11 protein-coding genes and 1 tRNA gene are annotated in these 12,940 nt (G+C 71.3%); 5 read left to right on the top strand and 7 right to left on the bottom strand.

The annotated features are described in order from the left end of the window. Positions 1–170: 170 nt before the first annotated feature. The 3 genes from O2L52_RS19555 to O2L52_RS19545 all read right to left on the bottom strand — a co-directional run bounded on the left by O2L52_RS19555 (position 171) and on the right by O2L52_RS19545 (position 1,604). Entirely contained in the window at positions 171–533 is a 363-nt protein-coding gene (locus tag O2L52_RS19555; RefSeq protein ID WP_270117613.1) for a hypothetical protein, read from the bottom strand. A gap of 142 nt (positions 534–675) precedes the next feature. Then, positions 676–966: a 4a-hydroxytetrahydrobiopterin dehydratase gene (locus O2L52_RS19550; RefSeq protein WP_270117612.1), complete on the bottom strand. Its 291-nt coding sequence runs from the start codon at positions 964–966 to the stop codon at positions 676–678. Between the two features lie 26 nt (positions 967–992). Continuing rightward, complete coding sequence (locus tag O2L52_RS19545; protein WP_270117611.1) at positions 993–1,604, bottom strand: carbonic anhydrase; 612 nt, start codon at positions 1,602–1,604, stop codon at positions 993–995. Between the two features lie 160 nt (positions 1,605–1,764). On the opposite strand from O2L52_RS19545, the gene O2L52_RS19540 reads away from it, so the two are divergent. After that, positions 1,765–2,496 carry a winged helix-turn-helix transcriptional regulator gene (locus O2L52_RS19540; protein WP_344472475.1) on the top strand — a complete coding sequence of 244 codons (732 nt, stop codon included), beginning with the start codon at positions 1,765–1,767 and terminating at the stop codon, positions 2,494–2,496. Positions 2,497–2,500: 4 nt separating this feature from the next. Here the strand turns inward: O2L52_RS19540 and O2L52_RS19535 are convergent, their stop codons facing one another. Continuing rightward, entirely contained in the window at positions 2,501–3,316 is an 816-nt protein-coding gene (locus O2L52_RS19535) for a putative hydro-lyase (protein ID WP_270117609.1), read from the bottom strand. 203 nt (positions 3,317–3,519) lie between these two features. On the opposite strand from O2L52_RS19535, the gene O2L52_RS19530 reads away from it, so the two are divergent. Together O2L52_RS19530 and O2L52_RS19525 are read left to right on the top strand one after the other, a co-directional pair. Next, positions 3,520–6,555 carry an AfsR/SARP family transcriptional regulator gene (locus O2L52_RS19530; protein WP_270117607.1) on the top strand — a complete coding sequence of 1,012 codons (3,036 nt, stop codon included), beginning with the start codon at positions 3,520–3,522 and terminating at the stop codon, positions 6,553–6,555. A 272-nt stretch (positions 6,556–6,827) separates the two neighbouring features. After that, on the top strand, positions 6,828–7,808 hold the full coding sequence (locus tag O2L52_RS19525; protein WP_270117605.1) for a zinc-binding dehydrogenase: 981 nt from the start codon (positions 6,828–6,830) through the stop codon (positions 7,806–7,808). 173 nt (positions 7,809–7,981) lie between these two features. On the opposite strand, the gene O2L52_RS19520 is transcribed toward O2L52_RS19525, so the two are convergent. Both O2L52_RS19520 and O2L52_RS19515 read right to left on the bottom strand, forming a co-directional pair. Continuing rightward, on the bottom strand, positions 7,982–9,169 hold the full coding sequence (locus tag O2L52_RS19520) for an MFS transporter (protein WP_270117603.1): 1,188 nt from the start codon (positions 9,167–9,169) through the stop codon (positions 7,982–7,984). Positions 9,170–9,375: 206 nt separating this feature from the next. After that, the gene (locus O2L52_RS19515; RefSeq protein WP_270117602.1) at positions 9,376–10,230 is read right to left on the bottom strand and encodes a helix-turn-helix transcriptional regulator; all 855 of its coding nucleotides are present in this window, start codon (positions 10,228–10,230) and stop codon (positions 9,376–9,378) included. Positions 10,231–10,331: 101 nt separating this feature from the next. Between O2L52_RS19515 and O2L52_RS19510 the strand changes: the two genes are divergently transcribed. Continuing rightward, positions 10,332–11,090, top strand: coding sequence for an SDR family oxidoreductase (locus tag O2L52_RS19510; RefSeq protein ID WP_270117600.1), 759 nt, complete (start codon positions 10,332–10,334; stop codon positions 11,088–11,090). A gap of 78 nt (positions 11,091–11,168) precedes the next feature. Here O2L52_RS19510 and O2L52_RS19505 read toward each other — a convergent pair. Then, positions 11,169–11,242 (bottom strand) — tRNA-Ile (locus O2L52_RS19505). Between the two features lie 372 nt (positions 11,243–11,614). Here O2L52_RS19505 and O2L52_RS19500 point away from each other — a divergent pair. Continuing rightward, positions 11,615–12,940: a branched-chain amino acid ABC transporter permease gene (locus O2L52_RS19500; RefSeq protein ID WP_270117599.1), complete on the top strand. Its 1,326-nt coding sequence runs from the start codon at positions 11,615–11,617 to the stop codon at positions 12,938–12,940.

The raw sequence follows: 12,940 nt of genomic DNA, 5'->3' as shown, positions 1-12,940 counted from the left end.
GGGCGCGGCGTTATCCGTGTCCGTTCGTTCGCTCGCAAGGCCGATCGACGGCTCGCAAGCTTCGCCGAGACCGCGGAGGGGCCGCTGCATACCGGTGTTGTATGCAGCGGCCCCCGACAACGCAGCGAGCGGGCGAATGGGCCGGATAACGACCGGTCTGGTGCACAGGCCTAGCTGAAGTGGCGGTAGAGGACGATCGCCACGGAGACGCAGACGATCACCGCCACGATGGCGGCCACGACGAACAGCGCGCCGACGAAGCGCTGGATCTCGAGTTCGCGGCCTTCCCGGACCGGCCCGCGCCAGCGGCCGTAGCGCCAGTGGTCCTCGCCGCCGAGCTCGTCGTCGCCGACGTCCAGCAGGAGTGTCTGGAGGTCGGCGACGCTCCGGGCCCGCTGGGCCATGCGGCGGCGCAGACGGTACTCCCGGGCGTCGAACACGCCCTTGCGCCGCGCCGTGGCGAGGCGGTCGAGGGCGATGCGCTTGTCGGTACTGGAAGGCCGCGCGGCAAAGGCGTCGTCCATTGCGTCCATGAGGTGCTCCCTGTGCTGTCTTCATCTTCGCAGAGATGAAGACCCTATGCATTCCCCATTTTCGCTGGTAGTACGCATAGGTGGCACGGGTGCACCACAGGCCGCAGGAGCCACTCCCGCGCGGCCGTTCATATGGGCCGGGTCAGTCGAGCAGGCCGCTGACCGCCCGCGCCAGGTCGGTGTCCTTCGCGGACACCTGGTTGCCCGCCGAATGGGTGGTCGCGGAGACCCGCAGCTTGTTGTAGTTGATCGTGAGGTCGGCGTGGTGGCCGCGCTGCTCGTTCAGGAAGCCGACCGCGGTCGCGGCGGCGAGGGCCCGGAGGTGGCCGTCGAAGGTCCAGGTCTGCTCCAGGCGGTCGCCGACGTGGCTCCAGCCGGGGAGTTCCGACAGCGCGAGCTCGATCTCGGCCTCGGTCAAGGGTTGGTCGCTCATACCCCGATTCTGACAGCTCTTCGCGATCAGTTCTCGTCGATGAGGGTTACTTTGCCCGTGTCCAGGTCGTAGACCGCGCCGACCACGAGGACGCCGTCGAGGCTCTCGCGGCGGCCCAGATCGGCGACGGTGCGGCGCACCTGGAGGCGCAGCGCGCGCGAGGCGGCGTCCTCCGGGTCCTTCGTCTCCGACCATGCCTGCGAGGCCGGCTGCCACAGCTGCTCGACGAGGTAGTCGGTGCGCGGGTCGTGCGCGTCGTCCTCGACCGCGTGGAGGGCCGCGTTGATCGCCCCGCACCGCTCGTGGCCGAGCACGACCACGAGTGCGATGCCGAGCTCGGCGGCGGCGAACTCGAGCGAGCCGACGGCGGCCCGGTCGGGCACGTGGCCGGCCGTGCGCACCACGAGCAGCTGCCCGAAGTCGCAGTCGAAGACGCTCTCGGCGGTCACCCGGGAGTCGATGCACGTGAAGACGGCGGCACTGGGCGTCTGCCCGGGCGCGGCCTCGCGGGCCGCGACGATGTCGCGCTTGTAGCGGGGCTCGCCGGCAATGAAGCGGCCGTTGCCCTCGAGGAGGGCGACCAGCGTGTTGGCGGCCTGGTGGTGCTCCATCAGCGAGGAGGCGGTCAGTTCTGGCACGCCCTGAATGGTGCCGCACGATGCCGCTCGGCGCAAGCGGGACCGGGGGTCGGACACGCACCTTTTACAGACCGCACGTTACCGTTTCGAGATCTGCTGGTCATTTACCAGGACTTGAAGCTCGCCTTACGTGACTCTATGATTAAGACGTACCACCGCGATGGCATTCACCAGCGGTTTCTCACCTTGCTCTGCGTTCTGGAGGAGACCCGTGCGCACCTACGGCGACGGCTGCCCGGCCGCACACGCGCTCGACCTCGTGGGCGAGCGCTGGTCCCTGCTCATCGTCCGCGAACTGCTCCTGGGGCCCAAGCGTTTCACCGACCTCCGCGCCGGGCTCCACGGGGCCAGCGCGAACGTCCTCTCCCAGCGGCTGCGCGAGCTTGAGACGCACGGCGTGGTCTCCAAGCGCCGCCTGCCGCCCCCGGCCGCGTCGAAGGTGTACGAGCTCACCGATTGGGGCCGCGACCTCGAACCGGTCATCGTGTTCCTCCTGCGCTGGGGCGCGCGCTCGGCCGCGATCCCGCTCGACGCCCCGATGGGCGCGGACGCGCTGATCCTCTCGATGCGGACCCTGTTCATGCCGGTGGCGGCGCGCGGCTTCGACGCGGCGTTCGAGCTGTGGGTCGACGACCGGCCGTTCATCGCCGAGATCATCGACGCGCAGCTGCTGCTGGCGCCGGGCCGGCCCGAGCACCCGCACGCGGTGATCCGCACCGACGCCGAGACGCTCAAGCGCCTCACCCTGGGCAGCCGCAGCCTCGACGTCTCCCTGCACGCCGGCCGCGTCACCGTCCAGGGCGACCAGGCCATGGCCGAGCGGTTCCTGGGGCTGTTCCGCCTGCCGGAGCCGGCCGCGGCGTCGGCGGGGGCGAGGCCGGGCCCGGTCTAGGGCCTCAACGGATCAGGCGGATCTCGCCGGTGCCGCCGGTCTTCGTGCGGCGGTCGGTGATGAGCATGTGCCCGGGCGCGTGGGTGATCGCGAACGGCAGCTTCGCCTTGACCACCGCCTCCTGCAGCGTGACCCCGCAGGCCCAGAACACCGGCACGTCGCCCTCGTGGAGGCGCACCGGGTCGCCGAAGTCGGGCCGGTCGAGGTCGCGGATGCCGATCGCGCCGGGGCGGCCGATGTGGACGGGCGCGCCGTGCGCGTACGGCATGTCGGCCGTGACCGCCGCCGCGTGGTCCACCATCGCGGCCGGCATCGGCCGCATCGAGACCACCACGGGGCCGCGGAACCGCCTGGCGCCCAGGCATTTCAGCGAGGTGCGGTACATCGGGACGTTGACGCCCTGCTCGAGGTGGCGCAGCGGGATGCCCGCCCGCTCCAGGAACGGCTCGAACGTGAAGGTGCAGCCGGTCAGGAAGGTCACCAGGTCCGGGCGCCACAGGTCGGCCACGTCGGTGCGCTCGGCGACCAGCTCGCCCTTGCGCCACACCCGGTACGCGGGCAGGTCGCGGCGCAGGTCCGCGCCGAAGGCCAGGTCGGTCCAGTAATGCCCGGGCGCGACCACGTCCAGCAGCGGGCAGGCCCGCGGGTTGCGCACCGCGAAGCGGCGCAGGCTGATCGCATGGTGGGACGGCACCGACACCAGGTTGGCCTGCACGTACCCGTGCGACCAGCCGCTCGTGGTGGCGACCAGGCCGCCGCGGAACCTGGCCCGGGCCTCTTGAGGCCTGGTCTGGGCCTCGGGACGCTGTCTCGTGAACATCGCTCCTCCTCTGCTCGATACGTCGAGCATCGTTGCGGCGGCGTCAAGACCTTCACGAGTCGTTCATGAGACACACGGCGGTACCTGCGCAGTCACTCTGCGCAAACCCTTTGCAACCGTTCCCAAATGATCACCTTCTGCCCATAGACTGGAACCGTCCCCGCCAATGACGGCCGCACCTCGACTCCCCCGGGAGGTGGACCGTGGACTTCGGCATCCTCGGGCCCCTGCAGCTGGCCTTGGAGGGCCTGCCCGTGGCGCTGCCAGGGCGGACCCTGCCCCGGCTGCTCGCCGTGCTGCTCTTGGAGGCCGGGCACGTGGTGCCCCTGCCGAAGCTCGTCGACGCGATCTGGGGGGAGCTGCCGCCCGCGACCGCGCGGCGCCAGATCCAGAACACCGTCGCCAGCGCCCGCGGGATCCTGCTGCCGAACGGCACGAGCGAACTCGAGACCGTCGGCGACGGCTACCGCCTGCGGGTGCGGCCCGAGCAGCTGGACTCGCTGCGGTTCCAGCGCACCGTGCGCATCGCCCGCGAGCAGGAGGCGGCCTCCGAACCCGAAGCGGCCCTTGCGAGTCTGCGCGAGGCCCTCGACCTGTGGCGCGGCCCGACCCTCGCCGGGCTCGGCGGGCGCGTCATCGAGGCGGGCGCGCGCCGCTGGGACGAGGAGCGCGCCGCCGCCGAAGAATCCCGCGCCGAACTCGAACTCGCGCTCGCCACCGGCGTGTCCGTGGTGGCCGACCTGCGGCGGGTCCTCGACGCCCACCCGTACCGGCAGCACTCGGCCGAGCTGCTCATGGCCGCGCTCTACCGGGAGGACCGGCCCGCCGAGGCCCTCGACGTGTACGAGTCGATCCGCCGCCAGCTCGCCGAAGAGCTCGGCATCGACCCCGGCCGGCGCCTCAGGGAGCTCCACACCGCGATCCTGCGCGACGACCCGTCCCTCAGGGCCGCAACGCGGACCAAGGCGCCCACGCCCCGCGCCGAGCTCCCTGCGCCCGCGCAGCTGCCTTCGGACAGCGTCCACTTCACCGGCCGCGCCGCGCAGCTGGCGGCGCTCGACCGGCTCCTCGACGGCGGCCCGCAGGTCGCCGTGATCTCCGGGATCGGCGGCTCGGGGAAGACCACGCTCGCGCTCCACTGGGCGCACCTGGTGCGCGAGCGGTTCCCCGACGGGCAGCTCTACGTGAACCTGCGCGGGTTCGACCGCACGCCCTCGCTCGCCCCACTGGACGCCCTCGCCGGATTCCTGCGGGCCCTGCGCGTCCCGACCGAGGCCATCCCCTCCGACCTCGACGAGGCCGCCGCACTGCTGCGCTCGCGCCTGGCCGACACCAGGACCCTGCTCATCCTCGACAACGCCCGCAACTCCGCCCAGGTGCTGCCGCTCCTGCCGGCCACCGCCGGCTGCGTCGCCGTGGTGACGAGCCGCGGCCGGCTCCCCGACCTCGCCGCCGCCCACGACATCCGGCAGGTCACCGTGGGCGCACTCGACGACCGCGAATCCGTGCGCCTCCTGGAGAGCCTCATCGGCACCGGCCGCGTGGGACGCGAACCCGTTGCAGCCGAACGGGTCGCCGAGCTCTGCGGCGGCCTGCCGCTCGCACTGCGCATCGTCGGCACCAACCTCGACGCGCAGCCCGGCACCACCCTGGAGGCGACCGCGGCGGCGCTCGCCGGACACGACCGGCTCTCCCGCCTCGCCGTCGAAGGCGACCCCACCACCACGGTGGCCGCCGCGTTCGACCTGTCCTACCAGGCGCTCGAACCCGAAGAGGAGCTGCTGTACCTCAACCTCGCGTACCTGCCGGGCACCGACTTCTCCAAAGGGCTCGCGTGCGCGCTCGTCACCTGGGAACCCGAAGCGGCCGAACGGCTCCTGGCGAACCTCGTGGCCGCCCACCGCATCGACGAGTACCGGCCCGGCCGCTACCGCTTCCACGACCTGGTGCGCGAGTACGCCCGCCGCAAAGCCGAGTCCGCGTTCGACCCCGCTGCGCTGCAACGCCTCAGGGAGCAGGCCGTCGCCTGGTACGCGAAGGGCTCCACCCGCCTGCCCGTGCTCGAGTACCGCAACATCGTGGCCACGTTCCTCGAATGGAACGGCCACCCGCACGTCTCGCGCCTCCTCGCCCGCCTCATCTCCTTCGCCGACGCCGGCTATCGCGATGACGCCGCGAACCGGCGGGCCCTCTCCGACTCCCTGTACGAACTGCCCGAGCTCGCCCGCGTCGCCGAACTCGGCATCGAGACCGGCAAGCGCTCGGACGAGCCCATGGACGCCGTGCGCGCCTACGCCCTCGCCGACGCGGTGGCCTTCGCCTCCGGCGACCTCCACCAGTCGAAGGCCTACGCCGAGAAGACCCTCGAGTACCTCCGCCTCACCCCGCACGGCGACGCCACGGGCAAGGCCCGCAACGACCTCGCCACCACCCTCACCCAGCTCGGCCGGTACCGGGAGGCCGTGTCGCTCCTGCGCGAGGCCGTGGTCGCGGCCGAGCGCTCCGGCAACCGGAACGTGCGCGTGGAGGTCCTCACCTCGCTGGGCACCGTCCTGCGGCGCATGGGCATCTTCGCCGAAGCCGAAGCGCTGCTGCTCAAGGCCCGCGATCTCGACGCGACCGCCCCTGACGGGCCCACAACCGTGTACCCGCTGCTGTCGCTCTCGGAGCTGTACGTCGATCAGGGCCGCATCAGCGCCGCCGAGCACCTCAGCCGCGAGATCGCCGAGATGCTCCGCGACCACCCTTCGAAGTACTACCGGTCGAGGCTCTACTTCCGGCAGTTCGCGGTCCACCGCGCCGACGAGGACTTCCCGCGCGCCGAGGCCGCCCTGCTGCGCAGCCTCGAACTCGTCGAGCAGTTCAACAACTGGCGCCACCAGCTCATCTACACCTACTGGCTGGCCGACCTGTACGTCGACACCGAGCAGTTCGAGCAGGTGCGGGACACCCTCGGGCGGGTCGCGCACCTGGCCCGGTACGAGACCTCGGAGTCGCTCGCGGTCAAGGCCAGGGTCATGTGCAAGCTCCACACCGCCGAGGGCGACCTGCGCAGGGCGATCGGCATGGGCCGCCAGGCGTGCGACGTCTTCGCGGCCATGCCCGACCCGCTGCGCCAGGCCCGCAGCCTGCTCGCGCTGGCCAACGCGTACCGGGCGGGCGGGCTCGCGGCGGAGGCCGAGCGGTGCCGCGAGGAGGCGCGGGACCTCTTGAGCGGCTTGGGCATCGACCCGGGCTGACCGAGCTGACCGACCGGTGTACGAACCCACCCCACCCACCCGGGGGCCGACCGGCCTGCTCGTCAATCGTCTCCGGCAGGTCCGACAGGAAATCGGGTAACGAGTCGTCACGCCGCCGATGTTCACCCGAAAGCGTGAGCGCCCGTGCCCGCCATGACTTTGGGCAGGGGTGGTTCTAGTCGTTCGACAGATGCGGCCCCAGTCGGCCGGTTCCTACAGTGGTGAGCACACCCACCGATGCGAACGCATCTGAGCGACGGCGAGGAAACGACATGCACGCGATCCGGCATCACGAATTCGGCGGCCCCGAAGTGCTCGTGTACGAGGAGGTGGCCGACCCCGAGCCCGGCCCCGGGCAGCTGCGCATCGACAGTCGCGCCGCCGGCGTCCACCTGCTCGACACCACCTTCCGCAGCGGCGACAAGACCGGCCCGTACCCGCTCCCGGACCTGCCGATGGTCCCCGGCCGCGAGGCCGCCGGGATCGTCGACGCGGTCGGCGAGGGCGTCGACCCGTCGTGGCTCGGCAAGCGCGTGGTCGCCCACCTCGGGTTCGCCTCCGGCGGCTACGCCGAGAAGGCCGTGCGCGAGGTCGCGAACGTGCACGAGATCCCCGAGGGCGCCGGGTTCGCGGAGGCGATCGCGATGATCGGCACCGGCCGGACCGCGCTCATGGTCCTCTCGGTCGGCCCGGTGAGCAGTGACGACGTGGTGATCGTGCCGGCCGCCGCGGGCGGCATCGGCACCCTCCTGGTGCAGGCCGCGAAGCACGCCGGGGCGTACGTGGTCGGCCTCGCGGGCGGGCCGGACAAGGTGCGCCAGGTCGCCGAGAACGGGGCGGACGCGGCCATCGACTACAAGGCCGCGGACTGGACCTCGGTGCTGGACAAGGCGTTGGAGGGCCGGGAGGCGACCCTGCTGTTCGACTCCGTCGGCGGCGAGACCGGCCGGGCGGCCTTCGACCGGCTGGGATTCGGAGGCCGCATGGTGGTCTTCGGATGGTCGGCCGGGAAGGCCACCGAGGCCACGGTCGAGGACATCGTCGGCCGCGGCCTCACGGTCTCCGGCGCGCTCGGCCCGAAACTCCTCGAGAAGCTGGGCGGCCTCCGGGCGCTCGAAGAGCGCTCGCTGGCCGAGCTCGCGGCTGGGCGCCTGCGCCCCGCGGTGCACACCTTCAAGCTCGCCGAGGCCGCCGAAGCCCATCGCGCCCTTGAGCACCGGGGCACCACCGGCAAGGTGGTGCTGATCCCGTAAGCGACCGCACGGGGAGGCCGAACAGGACCGGCACCGTTGCGGTCGCAGCGCGAACGACGGCGATCGCGACAGCGGAACGGTCACAACGGGGTCGGGCCTGCGCAGTGCGCCGGCGGGAAACGGCACCGCCGCCCCGGCTTGCAGCCGGGGCGGCGGTGCTCGAGCGGCTCTGGTTAAGAGGCGCGCGCCAACTCTGCGGTCGTCAGGTGGCTCGGGACCACCGGCATCGCGGCCTCGGCCTCGGCGTGGGCCCGCGCGAGCGGCACCGAGAGGGCGAGGCCGGCCAGGGCCAGGCCGACGCCGACGAGGATCGGCGCGGTCAGGCTGAGCCCGACCGAGAGGGCCAGGCCGCCGAGCCAGGCGCCGTTCGCGTTGGCGAGGTTGAAGGCCGCGTGGTGCAGGGAGGAGGCCAGCGACGGGGCGGCGTGCGCGCCGTCGAGCAGCAGCCGCTGCATGATCGGGCCGACCAGCGAGGACGAGAGCGCCATCAGGAACACCCCCGCGATCGCCAGCGCCGGGTTCGCCATCGTGAAGAACATCATCAGCATGACGGCCGCGATGGTCGTGAACGAGGCGAACAGGCCCTGGATCGGGGCGCGGTCGGCGACGTGGCCGCCGACGATGTTCCCGGCCGTGAGGCCGAGGCCGAACACCGCGAGGGTGATCGCGATGGCGACGGTGCCCATGCCGGTGACCTCTTCGAGGATCGGCGTCAGGTAGGTGTAGGCCGCGAACATGCCGCCGAAGCCGACCGCGCCCGTGACGAGCGGGAGCAGGACGCGCTTGGAGCGGATCGCGCGGATCTCGTCGGCGGCCTTGGTCGGCACGATGACCCCGCGGGTGTCGGGCACGGTGGCCCAGATCGCGGCGGCGGCCACCAGGCCGAGCGCGGCGACGGCGGCGAAGATCCAGCGCCAGGAGAACTGGCCGATGAGCAGGGCGCTCACCGGGACGCCGATGATCGTCGCGACCGTGAGGCCGGACATGATCCCCGAGATGGCGCGGGCGCGCCGCTCGTAGGAGACCAGGCTCGCGCCGACCACCGCGGCCGCGCCGAAGAAGGCGCCGTGCGGCAGCCCGGCGAAGAACCGGGAGGCGAGCAGGGTCCCGAAGTCGGGGGCCGCTGCGGTGACGAGGTTGGCGACCGCGAACCACGCCATCAAAGCGATGAGCAGCGGCTTGCGGGGGACGCGGGTGGTGGCGACGGTGAGCAGCGGGGCGCCGAGGACCACGCCGATGGCGTAGGCCGAGACGGCCAGGCCGGCTTCGGCGAGCGAGACGCCCGAGGAGGCGGCCACCTGGGGCAGGATGCCCATGATGACGAACTCGGCGGTGCCGATGCCGAATGCGCCGATTGACATGGCGAACAGGGGCATGCGCATGAGAGCAGCTCCGGGATGAAGAGAAGGAGGGTGAGAACGCTGAGGCTGTCACCGGCTGCTTCCTTGCCGTACCGGTCGCTGTCAAGAACGGGAGGCTCGTGCCTCCGCGTCAATCATAAATACACTCGCCCGCGGAGTAAAAGTCTTGGAGGTGAAATCCCGGCGTGATGTCCGTCGCCGCCGCGTTACGAACCGCCCCCGGGGGTTTCGGCGGTGACCTGCGTCAATGCCCCCATCATCGCGAACACCTCGGCGGTGCGCGAATCCGGTTGCGGCACATAGAAGATCATCCGGAAGCAGGTGCCGGGGACCTCGAGCACCTGGCAGTCGAACTCGAGCGGCCCGTACTCCTCGTGCACGACCTGCTTGGTCTGGACGGTGCGGACGCCGACCTCGTGGTCGGACCACAGCTCGCCGAACTCCGGGCTCGACCGCAGGAGCTCGTCCACGAGCGCCCGCAGCACCGCGTCCGCCGGGTCGCGGGCGAGTGACGCGCGCACGTCGGCCACGCATTGGCGCAGGAACCCGGCATACCGCTCGTCCGCGAGCGCCGCGGCGGCGTGCGGACCCGCGAAGTTCGTGCGCAGGATGTTCCGCTGCGCGGGCTCCAGCCGCGAGAGCCACCCCATCAGCCGGTCCGCGAGCGGGTTCCAGGCGAGCATGTCGTAGGCCGCGTTCACCACGTAGGCCGGGTGGTCGCCCAGTCCGGCCAGGAGGTTGAGGATGGTCGGCGGCACCTCGCCGCGGCTCGCCGCGCTCGTGTCCGGCCGCTCGTCGGCGAGATTGAACAGGTGGGCGCGCTCGTCGTGGACGAGCATGAGCGCCCGGGCGAGCGCCCCGAGGACCTGCCGCGACGGCTTCGGCCCGCGCGCCTGCTCGAGGCGGATGTAGTACTCCACCGAGATCCCCGCGAGCTGCGCGACCTCCTGGCGCCGCAGCCCGGGGGTGCGCCGGCGCGGCCCCTCGGGCAGGCCCACGTCGCCGGGCTTGAGCGCGGCGCGGCGGGTGCGGAGGAAGTCGGCGAGCTGCTGGCGGTCCATGGGACGATCATCCCCCGGTTCGGCGCCCGGAACCAGGTACGGCCGGTACCACCATAAGCGGTCCTCTTTGCAGCGCCAGCGATCGCGCGCAGGCTCGTGGCATGAACGAGACCACCGCACTCAACCGGACCGCACTCATTACCGGCGCCAACAAGGGCATCGGCTTCCACATCGCCCGCGCCCTCGGCCAGCGAGGCCATACCGTCCTCGTCGGCGCCCGCTCGGAGGAGCGCGGCGAGGCCGCCGCCGCGGCCCTGCGCGAGGAGGGCCTGGACGCCCGCTTCCTCCAACTGGACGTGACCGACGAGGGCTCGGTCGCCGCCGCCGCGAAGCGCATCGAATCCGAGTACGGCCGCCTCGACATCCTCGTGAACAACGCGGGCATCGCACTGGCGGACGGGGACTGGAACACCAGCGAGCTCACCGTCGCCACCGCCCGGAAGGTCTTCGAGACCAACGTCATCGGCGTCGTCTCGGTGACCAACGCGCTCCTGCCCCTCATCCGCAAGGCGGACGCGGGCCGGATCGTGAACGTCTCCAGCGAGGTCGGCTCGCTCGCCTTCATGACCGGCGACCACCCGTTCGCGTCCATGCAGGGCGGCGCCTACGGCGCGTCCAAGTCGGCGCTGAACATGCTCACCGTGTCCTGGTCGAAGGAGCTGGCGCCCACCGGGATCAAGATCAACGCGATGACCCCGGGCTACACCGCGACCGACCTGAACAACAACCAGGGCACACGCCGCCCCGAGGACGCCGCGAGAGCAGCCGTCGAACTGGCCCTCATCGGCGAGGACGGCCCGAACGGCGGGTTCTTCCAGGAGGGCAACGACTACTTCGACACCGAAGTGGTCCCCTGGTAGGGATCTCGGCCCGGCGCTGAGCCGGTTGCACGACAAGGGAAACAGGAAGGCCCCGCCTATCGCGGGGCCTTCGCTCTGTAGGGCAGGCAGGACTTGAACCCGCGACCCAGGGATTATGAGTCCCCTGCTCTAACCAGCTGAGCTACTGCCCCGAGCGGGCAATATCCTCTCACACCGCGTGGCCGCCCGGTGTCCGGAGGGGAAGGCGCCGACCAGGTCGGCGTCGCGGGAACGTCGCGGGGACTTCATCGGTCTCGAATGCGGTCGCAACGGGCGTAAGGAACAACAGGGCGAGACGAGGGTGGCCTCCGATAACATCTGGGCCACAACTGCAACGGTTTGATAACGACACCTGCAGTTGTTACCCAGCTCTCCATAAGATCCGACTCACTCCCGTCGTTTCGTGTTTCTCGAACAATCCACGATGCGCGGGTTCCGAAGCCCAAACCTCCCGAGGGGGCCCATTGAGACGTGCAGTGTTGTTGCTGTCGGCTGCGTTCGCCGGCCTGTTGCTGGGGTTGGGGGTGAACAGCAGCGCCACCGCCCAGGACGCCTTCGGCGTCCACGGCACCCTGGAGAACCAGCAGGACGAACCGGTCGCCGGGGTCTCGATCACCGTGACCGATGCCGCCGGCACCGAGGTCGCCACGGTCCAGAGCGCCGAGGACGGCACCTGGGCCGTACCGCTCGAGGCGGGCGGCGACTACGTCGTCGTGCTCGACGAGTCCACCCTGCCCGACGGGCTGGTCGTGCGCAACGGCAAGCCGGAGCTCGAAGTCACCATCAGCTCCGACAGGACCGTGCTGTTCCCGCTCGACACACAGGTCGCCGGCGGCGCGGAACCCGGCGGGGACGAACCCTCCTCCGGCGGCGACGCGACCGGCGAGACCCCCGAAGGCGACGAGTCGAGCACCGGCGCCGACGAGGCGGAGAACGGCGAGAACCTCGCCGAGATCGAGGACGAGGGCGGCGCCACCCGCGCCGTCAGCCTCCTGTTCTCCGGACTCCACTTCGGACTCATGATCGCCCTGGCGGCGGTCGGCCTCTCCATGGTGTTCGGCACGACCGGCCTCACCAACTTCGCCCACGGCGACCTCGTCACCTTCGGCGCCGTCATGGCCCTCCTGTTCAACCTCACCTTCGGCGTCCCCGTGTGGATCGCGGCCATCGCCGCCGTCCTCCTCGGCGCCGCCTTCGGCTGGCTCCAGGACTGGGGCCTGTGGGCGCGGCTGCGCCGACGCGGCACCGGCCTCGTCTCGATGATGATCATCTCCATCGGCGTGGCCCTGCTCATCCGCAACGTCACCCTGTTCTTCGTCGGCGGCGAACGCCAGCGCTACAACGAGTTCGTGGGGCAGCAGCCCTGGGACTTCGGCTGGCTCGTGATCACCCCGAAGGAGGTGGTGACGGGCTCGATCGCGCTCGTCGTCTGCATCGCGGTCGGCCTCGCCCTCGTCTACACGCGGCTCGGCAAGGCCACCCGCGCGGTCGCGGACAACCCCTCGCTCGCGGAGTCCACCGGCATCGACGTGAACCAGGTCGTGCGCCTGGTGTGGACGATCGGCGGCGCGCTCGCGGCCATGTCCGGCGTCTTCCTGGGCATCAGCGACGGCGTGAAGTTCGACATGGGGCAGCACCTGCTGCTCATGGTGTTCGCCGCGGTCGTGCTCGGCGGGCTCGGCACCGCGTTCGGCGCGTTCGTCGGCGCGATGCTCATCGGCGTGTTCGTGCAGATGTCGACCCTCGTGGTCGCGCCCGAGCTGAAGTACGTCGGCGCGCTGGCGGTCCTCATCATCATCATGCTCACCCGGCCGCAGGGCATCCTGGGCCGCCGCGAGCGAATCGGCTAG

It is taken from the genome of Glycomyces algeriensis (genome assembly GCF_027622855.1).
Classification (GTDB): domain Bacteria; phylum Actinomycetota; class Actinomycetes; order Mycobacteriales; family Micromonosporaceae; genus Glycomyces; species Glycomyces algeriensis.
The sequence above is the reverse complement of the archived record's forward strand: the minus strand, read 5'-3'. Positions and strand labels throughout refer to the sequence as shown.